General features: G+C 40.7%; 15 protein-coding genes. 8 read left to right on the top strand and 7 right to left on the bottom strand.

Features of this window, described 5'->3' with window-relative positions:
- Nucleotides 1-15: 15 nt before the first annotated feature.
- From EXH44_RS10070 to EXH44_RS10085, 5 genes are all read right to left on the bottom strand, one after another.
- Nucleotides 16-1230, bottom strand: coding sequence for an ATP-binding protein (locus EXH44_RS10070; RefSeq protein WP_162857367.1), 1215 nt, complete (start codon nt 1228-1230; stop codon nt 16-18).
- Between the two features lie 363 nt (nt 1231-1593).
- On the bottom strand, nt 1594-2043 hold the full coding sequence (locus EXH44_RS11125; RefSeq protein ID WP_244238725.1) for an SEC-C metal-binding domain-containing protein: 450 nt from the start codon (nt 2041-2043) through the stop codon (nt 1594-1596).
- Entirely contained in the window at nt 2043-3764 is a 1722-nt protein-coding gene (locus tag EXH44_RS10075; protein WP_244238726.1) for an NERD domain-containing protein, read from the bottom strand. Before EXH44_RS10075 ends, EXH44_RS11125 begins: the two co-directional genes overlap by 1 nt.
- Nucleotides 3765-3965: 201 nt before the next feature.
- Nucleotides 3966-4967, bottom strand: coding sequence for a virulence RhuM family protein (locus tag EXH44_RS10080; RefSeq protein WP_162857368.1), 1002 nt, complete (start codon nt 4965-4967; stop codon nt 3966-3968).
- A 121-nt stretch (nt 4968-5088) separates the two neighbouring features.
- Nucleotides 5089-6192 (bottom strand): efflux RND transporter periplasmic adaptor subunit, encoded by a 1104-nt coding sequence (locus tag EXH44_RS10085; protein WP_162857369.1) that lies wholly within the window; start codon nt 6190-6192, stop codon nt 5089-5091.
- 147 nt (nt 6193-6339) lie between these two features.
- Here EXH44_RS10085 and EXH44_RS10090 point away from each other — a divergent pair, with 147 nt between their 5' ends.
- The 8 genes from EXH44_RS10090 (at nt 6340) to tyrA (ending at nt 14483) form a co-directional block, all read left to right on the top strand.
- Nucleotides 6340-6783 carry a MarR family winged helix-turn-helix transcriptional regulator gene (locus tag EXH44_RS10090; protein WP_162857370.1) on the top strand — a complete coding sequence of 148 codons (444 nt, stop codon included), beginning with the start codon at nt 6340-6342 and terminating at the stop codon, nt 6781-6783.
- Nucleotides 6783-7676: an ABC transporter six-transmembrane domain-containing protein gene (locus EXH44_RS10095; protein ID WP_162857371.1), complete on the top strand. Its 894-nt coding sequence runs from the start codon at nt 6783-6785 to the stop codon at nt 7674-7676. Before EXH44_RS10090 ends, EXH44_RS10095 begins: the two co-directional genes overlap by 1 nt.
- Before the next feature lie 153 nt (nt 7677-7829).
- Nucleotides 7830-10061, top strand: coding sequence for an NADP-dependent isocitrate dehydrogenase (locus EXH44_RS10100; protein WP_162857372.1), 2232 nt, complete (start codon nt 7830-7832; stop codon nt 10059-10061).
- A gap of 81 nt (nt 10062-10142) precedes the next feature.
- On the top strand, nt 10143-10805 hold the full coding sequence (locus EXH44_RS10105) for a Bax inhibitor-1 family protein (protein WP_162857373.1): 663 nt from the start codon (nt 10143-10145) through the stop codon (nt 10803-10805).
- A 53-nt stretch (nt 10806-10858) separates the two neighbouring features.
- Nucleotides 10859-11197, top strand: coding sequence for a TusE/DsrC/DsvC family sulfur relay protein (locus tag EXH44_RS10110; protein WP_162857577.1), 339 nt, complete (start codon nt 10859-10861; stop codon nt 11195-11197).
- A gap of 8 nt (nt 11198-11205) precedes the next feature.
- Complete coding sequence (locus tag EXH44_RS10115) at nt 11206-12228, top strand: glycosyltransferase family 9 protein (RefSeq protein ID WP_162857374.1); 1023 nt, start codon at nt 11206-11208, stop codon at nt 12226-12228.
- A 73-nt stretch (nt 12229-12301) separates the two neighbouring features.
- A complete protein-coding gene (locus EXH44_RS10120) occupies nt 12302-13363 on the top strand; it encodes a 3-deoxy-7-phosphoheptulonate synthase (RefSeq protein ID WP_162857375.1) in 1062 nt (353 codons plus the stop codon).
- 1 nt (nt 13364) lies between these two features.
- Nucleotides 13365-14483, top strand: a complete 1119-nt coding sequence (gene tyrA, locus EXH44_RS10125; RefSeq protein WP_162857376.1) for a bifunctional chorismate mutase/prephenate dehydrogenase — start codon at nt 13365-13367, stop codon at nt 14481-14483.
- 110 nt (nt 14484-14593) lie between these two features.
- Here tyrA and leuD read toward each other — a convergent pair whose 3' ends face one another.
- Both leuD and leuC read right to left on the bottom strand, forming a co-directional pair.
- Nucleotides 14594-15199, bottom strand: coding sequence for a 3-isopropylmalate dehydratase small subunit (leuD, locus tag EXH44_RS10130; protein ID WP_135673153.1), 606 nt, complete (start codon nt 15197-15199; stop codon nt 14594-14596).
- Nucleotides 15200-15210: 11 nt separating this feature from the next.
- Complete coding sequence (gene leuC / locus EXH44_RS10135; protein ID WP_135673155.1) at nt 15211-16617, bottom strand: 3-isopropylmalate dehydratase large subunit; 1407 nt, start codon at nt 16615-16617, stop codon at nt 15211-15213.
- Nucleotides 16618-16757: the final 140 nt, after the last annotated feature.

The raw sequence follows: 16757 nt of genomic DNA on the forward strand, positions 1-16757 counted from the left end.
TCAATCCTAGGAATGTTATTGCCCAAACACCTTCCAAAACGGCACAACATCAATAATTTTTTCATCTACAATCATCTTATCTTCCTGATCAAAAGTGATAATCATGCCTTGTTCAAAATGGAAGAAATTCATTGCGTCAATCAATCCATCACGTTCACGAGCGATATTTTCCGCACTGAGTTGCCAGCAAACTTGAATAAGTTGTACGGGCGAGCTGTTTTTACATACCACAAAATCGCATTCTTTGTTGTTTTCGTTGTAATAATACAGCTCTGAAAATTGTCTTCTTAACGCCCAAAATACTGCATTTTCTAGCTTTATTCCTTGATCTTGAGTGAAAGACGGGCTGATGACACGCTGCAATCCATTGTCTATAAAATAGGCTTTGCGTGGGTTGGCAAGCTGTGTTTTGTAAGAATAGGAAAACTTCGGTAGCAAGCTGATCACATAGGCTTGCTCTAAATGCGAGAGATATTCCTGCACAGTGGCGGTGCTTTTGACTTCAAGGCTCTGTTTGAGTTTGCTGGCGGTAATCAAATTGCCCACGTTGCCAGCTAAGAAAAGCAGCAAACGCTTCATTGAACGCTCATCACGAATACCAAAACGCACGATAATATCGCGATACAAAATGTCGTTGATAAGTGCATTCAAAATCTCGTCTTCATTAAATTGCAAATATTGCGGAAAACCGCCTAGATGAAGATAATCCGCTACGGCATCGGCATTTTTTTCTTTGCCAAGAAACTCGCAAAACTCCAAAAAAGAGAAAGGGAAAAGCTCACGGCTAATGTGTCGCCCTGTGAGTTTTGTACCGAGTTCACGACTTAATAAAGAGGCATTTGAACCTGTTACCACCACTTGATAGCCCTGATCGAGCTTGCCTCGCACATAAACTTCCCAGCCCTCGATAATCTGAATTTCATCAAAATAAAGCGTTTGGATTTGAGTATTTTCAGCAATAATTTCATCGAGCAACGCAAAATCGTTAAACTCAAAATTAAAGAGTTGCGGCGTGTCAAAATTGAGAAAGAGATAACTGTTTTCTGTTTGTTTTTCAATAAGTTGTGCTAACAATGTACTTTTTCCGCTACGGCGAATGCCCGACACAACCAAAGCAAAATCAGGTAACACTTTAATACTACTAAGCATTTGACGTGGGTATGTTTTTTGTTCCAACAACTTACTCTGCTGAGTTTGAATGGCTTGTTTGATCTCGGTTTTTAATAACATTTTATATCCCAACAAATTGTTTAATGCTAGTGAACAAAACTATTCAATAGTAACAAACAAAAGCGTTTAATACTAATGAATGGATTTTATACCTAAAAATGAATTGATTCAAATGGAAAAATGTTTGTGGGTCATTGTGTCGCTAAAATCTTTTAACTACACAGTTCATCTCATAAAGAAAAGCGGTGGGATTTGAAAAGAAATTTGCAAACTGAAAAAACTTCGCAAAATCCGACCGCTCTTCACTTTTGCAGTATTATGTAGCATTTGCACAAACAGTTGCTACTTCTTTAACGTCAAACAGAAACTTTCGTCAATTAGCTCATAGAGCAACACTATCATTGATTTTGTGCTAGTGTCTTATTACTTCTTGATACAACATTTTTTATATTTTTTCCCACTGCCACAAAGACAAGGATCATTTCTCCCGACTTTTCTTTTTGGCTTTTCTGTTTGAGAAAAAGATGTAATTCTATTAGAAAAAGGAAATATCCCACATTTTCTATCCATTTCATCAGATTGCTGCCATTTATAAATTTTATTTACCCCAAATCGTACTTGAGCATTATCTATGTCAATGGCAATCCCAAACCAACGATCCGATTTGTGTTTATACTTTCTTATTTCACAATGACTATTTAATGTTTGGATTGCTACATCATCAGGCTCATTTGTGCAGTGAATTATTAAACCACAAGAATGATTCTCATCAAAGGTTAACGTAAGATCATGTAACTTTCTATCATTAGAACTAGCTTTCTGAATTTTACAAATATTTTCATTTAACACAGATACTGTATTTTCACCTATCATCAATAATTCAAAACCCAAATCAATAACATTGGAATTTGGATTTTTTCAATGTCTTTGATTAATTTATCGAAAAATGTTCCTTGATATTTGGTTAATATTCCTTCAGGGTAAATACTGTTTGATAAACCCGCTCTACGAGATAACATAGCTAAATCTAGCTCAGAATTTAGATCATCCCCTAAATGTAGCACTATATTTTCTTTATCTAGATACAAATTATTACTTAGATGATAAGCAAGAATCGTTAACTCATGATTAGAATGAATTTTATCTCCATATAAGACTCTGCGATTTATATAGCTCAAGAAATAGAGAGGAGTTTGTAGCATTTCAGTAATCACATCTAAAGTGAAAATATCTATTACAAAAGCTGGCTTTATTATTGAATGTACTTTTTGCTGTAGAAAATTTCTAGCCTGTGTTGCTAGTGCGGGGTAATGATCAGAAACAATAGAAAGAGGATATATTTCGGCAAAATTTCTACAAATATTTAGTTCTTCCCCGGAGAATAAGAACAACCTATTTCTAGGATTTAGAAGTAAGTTTCCACATTCAATAGCTTGATCATAAGATGCTTGAATAGCTTTTTTAAAATCATCTTGTAAAGCATCATCATTCCCTTTACGAGCAGCTATAGTTAACTTTTTTGCTTTAGCTTGCAATATAATTGCTCTATTACCAAAGACAACGAGTACGTCAATCTCACCTAATTTATTGCTATTGTTATCTCTTATTTCAATATTTTTAAATACATTCTTCTCACCAAAAACATCTTTCAACCGGGCATAAGAAAAATCTTCCGTAAACATTCCTCTATGTTCCATCGCCTTGTTTTTATAAGCATTATCTTGGTTAAACCAAAAGAATGGTGTTTCATATAATGCCTCCAACAAGCTATAATATTGAAAAAGAAGAAATTCACCATTTCCCAGAGGTAAAATTGGATATGCATTAGTAATATTAAAATCATTTATATTTTTAATATCTGGATAATCTAAATATTTTGGTAAGCTAAATGAATAAATAATTTTTTCTATAGTTTCCTCATCTATATTAGTTTTAGATTTAATATCTTGAACAGAGAAAATATATCCATCTAAAATAGTCCAATTATCTAGAGGCTTATATCTCATAGATAGTAATGTATTTTGTATTTTCTCTAATTGTATCTTTTCTAAAGACAAAACAACCTGATAAAGTTTTTCTACCGAATACCCTTTATTATTGATAAACCATTCATCATCATAGCTATATTTAATTCTTGACAATTCTCTGTATTGAAAGTGATATGCAGATTCGCTGCTATAAAATATAGGCTCTCGTAGCACCTGACCTGAACGCATATATTCTTGAAATTTATCAATTGAATTCAAACAGCCTTCTAAATGTAAATTAGTCTTCATCATTGATAAATGTAATTCTTCTAGTAAGTATTCTGTTTTATCTATAGTTTCTTGAAATAATTCAGGCTTAGGAATTGTTAAATCAAGTGTTTTTTGGCACATTAGACCAATTAGCAAAGATATTTCATTTCGGATTAATCGAGTTTTATTATATTGCCCTAAAATATCATCTGCAGTCACTTCGTCAGAACTAGAAAAAACAGAATTATCCCTAAAACAAAAAGATGCTACTATATGAGCATATCCAGGTTGTTGACATAATTTTTTCAACTCTTCAAAAATAATAGCTTCATTTCTAACATCATCTATTGGTAACATTATTTTATCCTTATAATATAACAATATGTAAAGTTATCAGTTTACTACCATTTTACATATTATTAATCATCGTAATTTAGAAAATTTATACCACGTTTCTAAGATATTTATTTTTGATTATTATAATTTTGTGGAATATAAAATCTCCCGTCAGTAAGCGATCGTTTTCGCAAAACATTTTGCAGCATGACCGCTCTTTTATTATTCCCCTTTCAACAAACGGTCAAAATCGCTTTCAAAATTTTGGTCTTGAATAACACGATATTTTTCAAACTCGCTTAAAGCGTGAGCTTTGGCGATTTCGGCGGTAACTTTGCCGGCATCTTGCAACACGGCTCGATCAGTGGCGTCTAAAAAGCGGTTGAGTCTGGTTTCCCAATCTTGCATTGTCATCGGAATTTGACGTAATGCCATATCTTCTGCCATATCCAAATAAGCAGATACCAACCGTTGCAGTTGAGCCAATTCGTTGTCGGATAAATAATTTTTCGCTACCACCACATCAAAAGGATAAATTTTGCCCTGTGGTGCGTCTTTCCAAGTGGTCAAGCCCATATTCGGCTTGCTGGCGTTTGCTCGTTCCACAATCAATTCTGCGGCGGTATGACCGTGAATTGCCCAATGCAACTTATTTTGCACCGTGGCAAAAAAGCGTTTGGTTGCTGTGGCGGTGCGGTCGTAATCAATGGAAGTTGCATAAATATCGGTGATTTTTTGGTAAAACTTGCGTTCCGACAGGCGAATTTCTCGGATACGGGCAAGTTGTTCTTCAAAATACTTTTTGCCTAAACGAGTGCCGTCATTTTTCAATCGTTCATCGTCCATCGCAAAGCCTTTGATGGTGTAGGTTTGAATAATCTCGGTCGCCCATTTGCGAAACTGCACCGCTCGCTCGGAATTGACTTTATAGCCCACGGCAATAATCGCTGAAAGATTATAGTGTTTGGTCTGGTAATTTTTACCGTCATCGGCAGTTATTCGAAAATTTCTAATAACTGAATTTTCTGATAACTCATTATCATCAAAGACTTTTTTTAGGTGATAGTTAATCGTAGGCACTTCAACATCATAAAGCTGCCCCATCATTTTTTGGCTCAGCCAGACATTTTCGTCCGCATAAATGGCATTGACTTGGCTCTCACCTGTGGCAGTCATAAAGGTGAGATATTCCGCCACCGAAGAAACAATTTCCGATTTGGTCATACAAACTCCTTAACTGAAATCTTGTTTAGTCTAATGGCATTTGCAATGTTGGCAAAGGGAAAAGAGCATTTTTTCGATGCAGATCGCAAAAATTTGTGAAAATTCGACCGCACTTCCCCCACTACTTCACCATCGGCTCAACCCGATCCCCTGCGTTAATCAATGTACCTGCCTTTTGCACCACTTGTTCGCCAACTTTCAAGCCTGATAGGATTTCGGCTGTGCCTTGATTGACTTCTCCTAGGCTAATCGGGCGGCGTTCTATTTGTTGATTGCGATTGACCACCATCACAAAGGCGGTTCCGTCTGCGTTGAAATTGACCGCACTTAAAGGCAAAGTGGTTGGGGCTTGCATTTCGGGCAGTTTGATGATGGCTGTGGCTGGTGTGCCGAGCGTGATTTGAGCTGGGGTTTGCAGCTGAATACGCACTTTGCCTGTACGACTTGTTTGGTCGATTTGGGAAGAAAGCAAGCGAATTTGACCGCTTGTCGTTTGGTCAAGCACTTGAATTTCCGCCTGCAAGCCTGTTTTGAGCAAAGATAGGTCTTCCGCACTGGCATCAACGGTAACTTCTAACTCGCCATTGCGTGCAAGATGAAACAAGGCATTGCTGTCCGTTAAATTGCCCACTTCGGCACGGCGTTGCGTGATAATGCCGTCTGCGGGGGCAAGCACCTCGGCTTTTTTGTGTTGATAACGGCTATCGTCAAGCTGTGCCTGCACCTGAGCGATTTCCGCATTCGCCGCCTGAACCACCGCACGAGCCGCACGAGCTTTCACCTGTTGTTGCTCCAATTCCTGACGGCTTATGGCATCGCTTTTCATCAAGGTTTGATAACGTTTCAGCGTAGCTTCCGCCTCGGTTAAAGCGGATTGCTGCGAAACCAAATTCGCCTTAGCTCGCTGTAAATTCGCATCATTCTGACGCAACTGCGATTGCACATTACTTGTTTCTAGCGTGGCTAAAACCTGCCCTTTTTTAACCACATCGCCCACTTCTACATTGACTGTTTGAATTTGCAAACCAAGCAACGCCGTTCCAACAGCAACATCTTCTTTCGCCGTAATCGAGCCTGAAAGACGCAACGTCTGCGTTAATGTGGCAGGTTGCACCTGAACCACATTTACTTTCATTAATGCTGTTTCAGCTTGTTCACTGTTTTGCTCTTGGCAAGCGGTTAGAAATAAGATGGGTAAGGCAGATAATAAAATCAATTTTTTCATTTTAAAGTCTCAAAAGTTACTAGTTTGTAGTATTATTCGTTATTTTTAAGACCAAATTAAGTAAGTTTTAAGACTGTTTTTGTCTTGCATTTTTATTTTCTTCCGTTAAAATAACCGCACTTTTGGTCATTTTTAGGACTTTAAACAATGAGCAACTTCGACAAACTAGGCAAACAAATCAGTGAAGTAGATGCCACAATGGACGCTTGGATCTCCAAATTAGGCTTGGGTTATAACCATTTTGCGGTGTTGTATTCGTTGGCAGCGGCGGAAAGTGGGCAATGTACGCAAAAGCAAATTTGCGATGAATGGCTGTTGCCGAAACAGACGGTGTTTAACGTGTGCAAGGAGTATAAGGAAAAAGGCTGGATTGAATTTAGCGAAAGTGCGGTGGATAAACGGGAAAAAATGATGCGTTTAACCGCAGACGGCAAGGAGAAGGCGGAACCGGTTTGGCAGGCGACACAGCAGTTGGCGGATAAAACTTTTGCAAAATTAGGCGAGAAAAAGACCGCTCAATTGTTTGCTTTGTTGGCGGAGTTTTGCACGGTTTGCCGTGAGCAAATCGATAAAGCGGATACGGTGGCTTGATGTCCTTAGAAAATCTTGAACCGACCTTTGAGCCAACCCTTGCACCAACAATGCTCCGTTCGCTCAAAACCCTTGCTTTGCAACATAAAAAGCGACTGTTCGCCACATTCGGCTTGGTAGCGGCGGAAAATCTGCTGTTGTTGATTTATCCTTTGGTGGGCAGTTTTGCGGTGAATGCGGTGCTAAACGGGCAACTGGTTTCCGCTCTCGCTTATGCCTTGATGGTGCTGATTATTTGGGGCGTGGGGGCGGCTCGCCGTGCGGTGGACACACGAGCCTTCACTCGCATTTACACGGAACTTGCCGTGCCGGTGATTTTGAACCAGCGGATTAAAGGCATTGATACTTCAACCACCACCGCTCGTGTGGCGTTGTCCCGTGAGTTTGTGAATTTCTTTGAACACCATTTGCCGACCTTGATTACCTCGGCGTTTTCGATTATCGGGGCGGTGCTGATGTTGCTGTTGATTGAATTTTGGTCGGGCGTGGTGGCATTGTTGATTGTGGTTGGCTTTGGCTTGCTGTTGCCCCATTATGTGAAGGTCAATGACCGTCTGTATTTCAAGCTCAACAACCGCCTTGAAAAAGAAGTGGATCGGGTGGAACGTGCCAAAAACAGCGAACTGATTAAACATTATCGCTTGGTGGAACGTTTCCGTGTGCTAATTTCCAACCGAGAAGCGTTCAGTTTTTTGTGTATCGGCGTGGCAATGTGTGTGCTGTTTGGCGTAACGCTCACGGTTTTAACCCTAAAACAAGGCGTTACCGCAGGGCATATTTATGCGGTGATTACTTATCTTTGGACCTTCGCCATCAGCCTTGATGATGCACCAAGATTGGTGGAAGAATTGTCGAAGTTGAAGGATATTGGGAAAAGGGTAGAAGTGGAGTAATACAAGCGGTGCTTTTTCGTTAATTTTTTGTTAAAAAATAATTTTGTTCATCTTGAGTTGTCCTCTTTTCCATGTAGAATAAGGTATCAATAGGTTAAGAAAAAGTTATTTTAACCCATTGATTATTCTTCACCTTTACCAAGAGGGCTTACTATGTCAAACGCAAAAATCACTTATACACTCACCGATGAAGCACCGATGCTGGCGACTTATTCTTTTCTTCCGATTGTTCAAGCCTTTACTGCGGCGGCGGATATTGATGTTGAAACGAAAGATATTTCGCTTGCAGGCCGTATTCTTGCCAATTTATCTGCCTATTTAAAAGAGGAGCAAAAAACGGCAGATGCTTTGGCTGAACTGGGCGAGCTCGCTAAAAAGCCTGAAGCTAACATCATCAAACTGCCAAATATCTCCGCCTCTATTCCTCAATTAAATGCTGCCATTGCTGAATTACAATCCCAAGGTTTTGCCGTACCGAATTATCCAGCTGATCCGAAAACAGAAGAAGAAAAAGCGATCAAAGCAGCCTATGCCAAAGTATTAGGCTCTGCGGTAAATCCTGTATTGCGTGAGGGGAACTCCGACCGCCGAGCACCAAAAGCGGTTAAAAATTATGCAAAGAAAAATCCGCACTCAATGGGTGCTTGGTCAAAAGAGTCTAAAACGAAAGTCGCTCATATGGAATCAGGGGATTTTTACGGTTCAGAACAATCCGTTACCTTACCGATGGATGCAGTAAATGCACAATTTAAAATTGAATTTGTTGCAAAAGACGGTTCGGTAAAAGAGTTGAAAGGCTTGTCAGCGTTGAAAGCCGGCGAGGTGATTGATTCGTCAGTAATGAGTTTATCAGCCTTAAAAACCTTTGTTAAACAGACAAAAGCAGATGCGAAAGCTGCGGGTGTGTTATTTTCTGCACATTTAAAAGCAACGATGATGAAGGTGTCTGATCCGATTATTTTTGGGGCTATTGTTTCGGTCTATTTTGAAGAGGTATTCGGCAAATATGCAGATCTCTTTGCGCAATTAGGCGTGAATCCGAATAACGGCTTGGGTGAGTTGTATGCCAAGATCGCAGGTCATCCGCAAGAAGCCGAAGTAAAAGCGGCGATTGATTCTGCGATTGAAAACGGTCCTTTGATTGCGATGGTGAATTCAGATAAAGGTATTACCAATTTGCATGTTCCGTCTGATGTCATTGTTGACGCTTCAATGCCTGCGATGATCCGGACTTCAGGTCAAATGTGGAATAAAGAGGGCAAACAACAAGATACTTTTGCGCTGATTCCGGATCGTTGCTATGCCGGCGTATATACCGCCGTGATTGAAGATTGTAAAGAAAATGGCGCATTTGATCCGAAAACGATGGGATCTGTTCCGAATGTGGGACTTATGGCACAGAAAGCGGAAGAATATGGCTCGCACGATAAAACTTTCCAAGCTGAAGCTGATGGGGAAATTCGAGTGGTGGATGCTAACGGCAATGTGTATATGAAACATCAGGTGGAAGCCGGTGATATTTTCCGTATGTGCCAAACCAAAGATGCGCCGATTAAAGATTGGGTCAAACTTGCCGTCACTCGTGCTCGTTTATCAGAAACACCAGTGGTTTTCTGGCTTGATGAAAACCGTGCTCACGATCGTGAAATCATCAAAAAAGTAAAAGCCTATTTACCTGAGTTTAATCCTGAGGGGTTAGACATCAGCATTCTTTCACCGGTTGAAGCGTGTAAATTCTCGATTCAACGCATTCGTGAGGGGAAAGACACCATTTCTGCCACAGGTAATGTATTGCGCGACTATTTAACCGACTTATTTCCGATTTTAGAATTAGGCACATCAGCAAAAATGCTTTCGATTGTGCCATTGATGAATGGTGGCGGTTTGTTTGAAACCGGTGCGGGCGGTTCAGCACCAAAACATATCGAACAATTTATTGAAGAAGGTTATTTACGTTGGGACTCTTTAGGTGAATTCTTAGCATTACAAGCCTCTCTTGAGCATATCGCCCAAACTCAAAATAACGCTAAAGCACAAGTATTGGCGGATGCGTTGGATGAAGCAAATGCAAAGTTCCTTGATAACGATAAATCACCGGGGCGTAAATTAGGTACGATTGATAACCGTGGTTCTCACTTCTACCTTGCTATGTACTGGGCGGAAGCCTTAGCCAATCAAAGCAAAGATGCGGAACTTGCAGCAAAATTCCAACCGATTGTAACTGCAATGCAAGCCTCAGAAGCGCAAATCAATGCGGAATTGATTGGCGCACAAGGTAAAGCACAGGCAATTAAAGGTTACTATCAACCTGATTTTAGTGCGACATCACAAGCAATGAGACCATCTCAAACATTAAATGAGATTATTCGTCATATACATCCGTAAATTCATTGACTTTTTTATCATTTATCGCTAATTTGTGGATGTTTTTAGTACAAAAACAATGCGTTATTTATAGGAGATTTTATGCAAGATCGTTTAGTCACTTCCGCAAGAGGTGAATCCCTTCTTAGCACACATAAAGTATTACGTAATACTTACTTTTTACTTGCGTTAACGCTCGCATTTTCTGCGGTTGTTGCGTCTGTCACAATGGCTCTGAACTTACCTCGCTTGCCTTGGTGGGGAATGTTAGTCGGTTTTTATGGCTTACTTTTCTTAACCAATGCAACGGCAAACAGCGCAGCAGGGTTAGCAAGTGTTTTTGCGTTAACAGGCTTCTTAGGTTATAGCTTAGGTCCAATTTTGAATGCCTATATCAGCAACGGCTTAGGCGATGTGGTTGCATTGGCTTTAGGGGCGACTGCGTTAGTGTTCTTTAGCTGTTCTGCTTATGTATTAACTACTAAACGTGATATGTCTTTCTTATCGGGCATGATGATTGCATTGTTTGTGGTGTTATTAGTTGGCATTGTAGCGAATATCTTCTTAGCTATGCCTGCGTTAAGTTTAGCGATCAGTGCATTATTTGTGGTGTTCTCAACGGCTGCAATTTTATATTCGACTAGCAACATTATCCATGGCGGTGAAACCAACTATATCCGTGCAACCGTTGATTTATATGTGTCTATCTACAACCTATTTGTAAGCTTATTACAACTTTTAGGTGTGTTTGGTAGCGACGATTAATTTTTTAATTGACCTTTAAATGCCACATGATTGTGGCATTTTCTATTTATAGTATGACCTATTTTATCGAACTCAATCATCAACAATACCCCACAGACGAACACGGCTATTTAAAAAATTTAGACGACTGGTCGCCTGAACTTGCCGTGATTATTGCTCAAAAAGATAATCTTGAACTTAGCGAAGCCCATTGGGAGATCGTCTATTTTGTGCGAGAATTTTATCAAGAATATAAAACATCCCCAGCAATTCGAATGCTGGTAAAAGCCTTGTCACAGAAATTTGGCGAAGAAAAAGGCAGCAGCCGTTATCTACAACGTTTATTCCCCGAAGGCCCTGCAAAACAGGCAACCAAAATTGCAGGCTTGCCAAAACCTGCGAAATGTTTATAGGAATGAAGATGAACAGCCCACAATCAATTTGTATTTTACGCCTTTCTGCGATTGGTGATGTTTGCCATACCCTTGCTGTCGTGCAAGCCATTCAACGCCAATATCCGCAAGCTGAAATCACTTGGATTATTGGTAAAACGGAGTCGATGTTGATGCAAGGTATCCCGAATGTAACCCTTGTGCCTTATGATAAGAAAACGGGGTGGAAAGGGATTTTGGCGTTATGGAAACAGCTTCGTGACAAGCGGTTCGATTATCTGTTAAATATGCAAACGGCATTGCGTGCGTCTATTTTATCGTTAGGTATTCGAGCAAAACAGAAAGTGGGATTTAATCGAGATCGGGCAAGAGAAGGACAGTGGTTATTTACAAATAAAAAGGTGGAACAGACCGCTTCCCCCCACGTTTTAGACGGTCAGATGATGTTTGCTAAAGCGATAGGTGTGCAAGATCTCCGCCCAACTTGGAACTTGCCTGTGAGTGAAGCAGATTTAGCCTATACGTCACAATTTATTGATAAACAAAGAAAAAATTTAGTCATTGCCCCCTGTTCTAGCAAAAAAGAGAAAGATTGGTCGCCTGAAAATTATGGGCAAATTGCACAGTTTGCATTAGCACAAAACATCAATGTGATTATTGCAGGCTCTCCATCGGCTTATGAGATGGATGTGGCTGCAAAAATTCAACAACTTGTACCGAACAGTCTTAATCTTGCAGGCAAAACCAATTTAAAACAACTTGCTGCATTAATTCGCCAAGCGGATTTGGTGCTATCGTCGGATTCAGGTCCAGCCCATATTGCAACAACTCAAAATACGACGGTGATTGGTCTATACGCCATTCATAACCCACGCCGTACAGGTCCTTATTTAGATTTAGATAAAGTGGTGTCTGTTTATGATCAGGCGGTATTAGAAAGTCGTGGAAAACCTTGGGAACAGTTGCCTTGGGCGACAAGTGCGAAAGGTGATGGGCTGATGGATCGAATTTCAGTAGAGCAGGTGAAACAGAAAATTCAAGATTATTTATAAAATCATTGAAACTTTGCCAATTACGTTGTAAATTAGTTTTGTATTGATTTTTTTACAATTATAGGAAATAAAAATGAACACTGTATTTAATCAGGATAGTTTACACAATGTAAACATTTGTGATGAAAAAGTTTTGCTGACCCCAAAAGGATTAAAACAAGAGTTTCCGTTGTCGGAGCATCTGTGTAAACAGATTGAAGAATCAAGAAAAGTTATCTCAGATATTATTCATAAACGTGATAAACGCCAGCTTATTGTTATCGGTCCTTGTTCCATTCACGATCCTGTATCTGCATTAGAGTATGCCAAAAAATTAAAAGTATTAGCAGATAAAGTGTCAGATAAACTTTACATTGTGATGCGAGTGTACTTTGAAAAACCACGTACTACGGTGGGGTGGAAAGGCTTAATTAATGACCCAAATTTAAACGGCACCTTCGATGTTGAAAAAGGGTTACGTATTGCGCGTAAATTATTGTTGGATTTAGCTGAACTTGGCTTGCCGCTTGCAACGGAAGCCTTAGATCCGATTAGCCCACAATATCTTGCTGATCTGTTTAGTTGGTCAGCGATTGGGGCAAGAACGACAGAATCTCAAACCCATAGAGAAATGGCATCAGGCTTATCAATGGCGGTGGGATTTAAAAACGGCACGGACGGAAATTTGGGCGTGGCGATTAATGCAATGCAGGCTTCTGCAATGGGGCATAGCTTTATTGGGATTAACCAACAGGGGCAAGTGACAGTATTGCAAACCAAAGGCAATCCTGACGGTCACGTTATTTTACGTGGTGGAAAATCCCCGAATTTTGAAGCACAATATGTGCAAGAGTGTGAACAAGCATTACGCAAAGCAGGCTTGCCTGAAGCGATTATGATCGACTGTAGCCACGGCAACTCTAATAAAGATTACCGCCGTCAGCCGTTGGTGGCGGAAAATGTGCTACAACAGCTTGTCGCAGGCAATCAATCTATTATCGGCTTAATGATTGAAAGCCATTTGTTTGCAGGCAATCAATCATCTGAACAACCTTTTGAACAGATGCAATATGGCGTATCTATTACAGATGCTTGTATTGATTGGCAGACAACGGAAACCTTACTAACCGATTTTGCAGAAACCCTAAGAAAGTAGTATGAACCCATTAAATCCTATCCGTGAACAGATCGATCAAGTCGATCAACAGTTAATTGAATTATTGTCAAAACGTCTTTCACTGGTGGCAGAAGTTGGCAAAATTAAGCACCAGCACGGTTTGCCGATTTATGCCCCTGAACGTGAAGCTTCAATGATCGCCGCTCGCCGTCAAGAAGCGGAAAGTCAGGGCGTTCCTGCTGATTTGATTGAAGATGTGTTGCGTCGTCTAATGCGAGAATCTTATGCCAACGAAAATAAACACGGCTTTAAAGCGACAAATGAGCAAGTGCGAAAAATCGTGGTTGTTGGCGGTCGAGGCAAGCTAGGCGGACTGTTTGCTCGTTATTTTGAATTATCGGGCTATTCGGTGGAACGCCTTGATCGAGATGACTGGGAGCAGGCAGAACAGATTATGCACGGAGCGGATTTAGTGGTGGTTTGTGTGCCGATTGCCAACACCTTAGATACCCTTGAGCGTTTACAGCCGTATTTGAACGAACAGATGATCTTAGCTGATCTCACCTCAGTCAAAGCACAGCCGTTAGCGAAGATGTTAGAAGTACATTCTGGAGCCGTTGTCGGACTTCACCCAATGTTTGGACCTGATATTGCAAGTTTTGCTAAACAAGTGATCGCTTGTTGTCACGGGCGTTTTGCCGAACGTTATCAATGGTTGCTTGACCAGATGCGGATTTGGGGGGCGAAGATTGAAGAGATCGATGCCACAGAACACGATCACGCAATGACCTACATTCAAGCACTACGCCACTTTTCCACCTTTGCTTATGGGTTACATTTATCGCAACAAGCGGTCAAATTACCGCAATTACTTGCACTTTCTTCGCCAATTTACCGTTTAGAGCTGGCGATGATCGGTCGTCTATTTGCTCAAGATGCGAAGCTATATGCAGAAATTATTGCCGATAAGCCTGAAAATTTAGATGTCATTGCTTCACTACAACAGAGCTTTGAAAAGAGTTTAGCATTCTTTCAGCAAAATGATAAACAAGGCTTTATTGATGCCTTTGAAAAAGTGCATTGTTGGTTTGGCGATTATTCTGAACAATTCCTTAAAGAGAGCCGTAATTTATTGCAACAGGCGAATGATTTAAGATAGTTCCTATTAGCTACGTGGATAATATTGTTATTTATAGGTGTAATAGACAAAATAAAAGGACTCAACTATGTGGAAACAAAGTTGAGTCCTTGATGTAAATGATAAATTCTTTAGCGTAAAAATGCTGGAATTTTACTTTCGTATTCGGCGATTTTCGCTTCGTGTTGCAAAGTTAAACCGATATTGTCTAAACCGTTTAACAAACAGTGACGACGGAAACTGTCAATTTCAAAAGAGTAGGTTTTGCCGTTTGCCGAAACCGTTTGAGCTTCTAAATCGACGGTAATGGTCGCACCTTCATTCGCTTCAACATATTTGAAAAGCTCATCGACTTCTTCTTCGCTTAAACGCACAGGCAACATTTGGTTATTTAAACTGTTACCATAGAAAATATCGGCAAAACTTGGGGCGATAATAGCTCGAATGCCGTAATCATCTAACGCCCAAGGTGCGTGTTCACGAGAAGAACCACAACCAAAGTTTTCACGAGCCAATAGAATACTCGCCCCTTGATAACGTGGGAAATTCAATACGAAATCAGGATTTGGCTGTTTACCTTCATCATCTAAGAAACGCCACTCGTGGAATAAGTGGGCGCCAAAGCCAACACGCGTTACTTTTTGTAAGAACTGTTTTGGAATAATTGCATCGGTATCGACGTGCGAAGCATCAAGCGGAACAGCTAAACCGGTGTGTTGTTTAAATTCTTTTGCCATTTTCTTATTCCTTAGTGTAATTCTACGTTACGAATATCGACGAATTTACCGTGAACGGCTGCAGCTGCTGCCATTGCAGGGCTAACCAAGTGAGTACGTCCGCCACGACCTTGACGACCTTCAAAGTTACGGTTACTGGTTGAAGCACAGCGTTCGCCCGGCTCTAAACGGTCATTGTTCATTGCCAAACACATTGAGCAACCAGGTTGTCGCCACTCAAAGCCCGCTTCAATAAAGATTTTATCTAAACCTTCTTTTTCCGCTTGTTCACGCACTAAGCCTGAACCTGGTACCACTAAGGCTTGAACACCGTCAGCGACTTTGCGTCCTTTTGCCACAGCGGCTGCTGCACGCAAATCTTCGATTCGAGAGTTAGTGCAAGAGCCGATAAACACTTTATCGATAGCCACATCAGTCAATTTAATACTGTGCGGTAAGCCCATATAAGCTAAGGCTTTTTCCGCCGATTGACGCTCAATCGGATCTGCCATATCGGCAGGGTTCGGGATCGTTTCATTGATACCGATAACGTGTCCTGGGTTTGTTCCCCAAGTAACTTGTGGCTCAATCTCGCTGGCTTCTAAAGTGACCACCGTATCAAATTCTGCCCCTTCGTCTGTATGCAAGGTTTTCCAATAGGCAACGGCGTCGTCCCAATCTTTGCCTTTTGGTGCGGACGGACGACCTTTTAAATAAGCAAAAGTCGTTTCATCTGGTGCAATTAAACCTGATTTTGCACCAAGCTCAATCGCCATATTACACACGGTCATACGACCTTCCATAGATAAATCACGGATCGCTTCACCACAGAACTCAACAACGTGTCCTGTACCGCCAGCCATCGTGGTTTTACCGATAATTGCAAGTACAATATCTTTTGCTGTAATACCTTCACGCACTTTACCACGTACTTCGATTTTCATTTTTTTCGCACGGGCTTGTTTTACTGTTTGGGTTGCAAGCACGTGTTCAACTTCTGATGTACCGATACCAAAGGCTAAAGCACCAAATGCACCGTGTGTTGCCGTATGAGAGTCGCCACATACAATCGTCATACCAGGAAGGGTTAAACCTTGCTCCGGCCCCATAACGTGAACGATCCCTTGATTAATATGGTTAATGTCATAAAGGGTTACGCCAAACTGTTCGGTATTTTTTGCCAGCTCAACCATCTGAATCCGCCCCATTTCGCCTGAACCGCCTAAATCACGGCTATCGGTAGGTACGTTATGATCCATGGTTGCCACTGTTTTGGTCGGCTGACGCACTTCACGCCCCATCGCACGCAAACCGTCAAAGGCTTGCGGTGAAGTCACTTCGTGGACTAAATGGCGGTTGATATAAATTAGAGGAGTTTCACCTTCAGCTTCGTGAACAACGTGGGCATCAAATAATTTTTCGTATAAGGTTTTTTTCATAAGTCCAACTCTCAATTCAAGGTGATACAAGCGGTAGGATTTACAAAATTTTTTGCAAATGCGACCGCTTGTAAATAAGTAAAAGGGAATATAACTTCACTCCCTATAAAAGTAAAATGCTATTTCTTCGTAAAACACCT

The sequence above is a fragment of the Actinobacillus indolicus genome, assembly GCF_004519515.1.
Classification (GTDB): Bacteria; Pseudomonadota; Gammaproteobacteria; order Enterobacterales; family Pasteurellaceae; genus Glaesserella; species Glaesserella indolica_A.

Coding starts and splice junctions, on each gene's coding strand:
- EXH44_RS10085 (WP_162857369.1), bottom strand. CDS start 6,192: ATGAAAAAATTGATTTTATTATCTGCCTTACCCATCTTATTTCTAACC.
- EXH44_RS11125 (WP_244238725.1), bottom strand. CDS start 2,043: ATGATAGGTGAAAATACAGTATCTGTGTTAAATGAAAATATTTGTAAA.
- leuC (WP_135673155.1), bottom strand. CDS start 16,617: ATGAAAAAAACCTTATACGAAAAATTATTTGATGCCCACGTTGTTCAC.
- EXH44_RS10080 (WP_162857368.1), bottom strand. CDS start 4,967: ATGACCAAATCGGAAATTGTTTCTTCGGTGGCGGAATATCTCACCTTT.
- EXH44_RS10095 (WP_162857371.1), top strand. CDS start 6,783: ATGTCCTTAGAAAATCTTGAACCGACCTTTGAGCCAACCCTTGCACCA.
- EXH44_RS10100 (WP_162857372.1), top strand. CDS start 7,830: ATGTCAAACGCAAAAATCACTTATACACTCACCGATGAAGCACCGATG.
- leuD (WP_135673153.1), bottom strand. CDS start 15,199: ATGGCAAAAGAATTTAAACAACACACCGGTTTAGCTGTTCCGCTTGAT.
- EXH44_RS10120 (WP_162857375.1), top strand. CDS start 12,302: ATGAACACTGTATTTAATCAGGATAGTTTACACAATGTAAACATTTGT.
- EXH44_RS10115 (WP_162857374.1), top strand. CDS start 11,206: ATGAACAGCCCACAATCAATTTGTATTTTACGCCTTTCTGCGATTGGT.
- EXH44_RS10105 (WP_162857373.1), top strand. CDS start 10,143: ATGCAAGATCGTTTAGTCACTTCCGCAAGAGGTGAATCCCTTCTTAGC.
- tyrA (WP_162857376.1), top strand. CDS start 13,365: ATGAACCCATTAAATCCTATCCGTGAACAGATCGATCAAGTCGATCAA.
- EXH44_RS10110 (WP_162857577.1), top strand. CDS start 10,859: ATGACCTATTTTATCGAACTCAATCATCAACAATACCCCACAGACGAA.
- EXH44_RS10070 (WP_162857367.1), bottom strand. CDS start 1,230: ATGTTATTAAAAACCGAGATCAAACAAGCCATTCAAACTCAGCAGAGT.
- EXH44_RS10090 (WP_162857370.1), top strand. CDS start 6,340: ATGAGCAACTTCGACAAACTAGGCAAACAAATCAGTGAAGTAGATGCC.
- EXH44_RS10075 (WP_244238726.1), bottom strand. CDS start 3,764: ATGTTACCAATAGATGATGTTAGAAATGAAGCTATTATTTTTGAAGAG.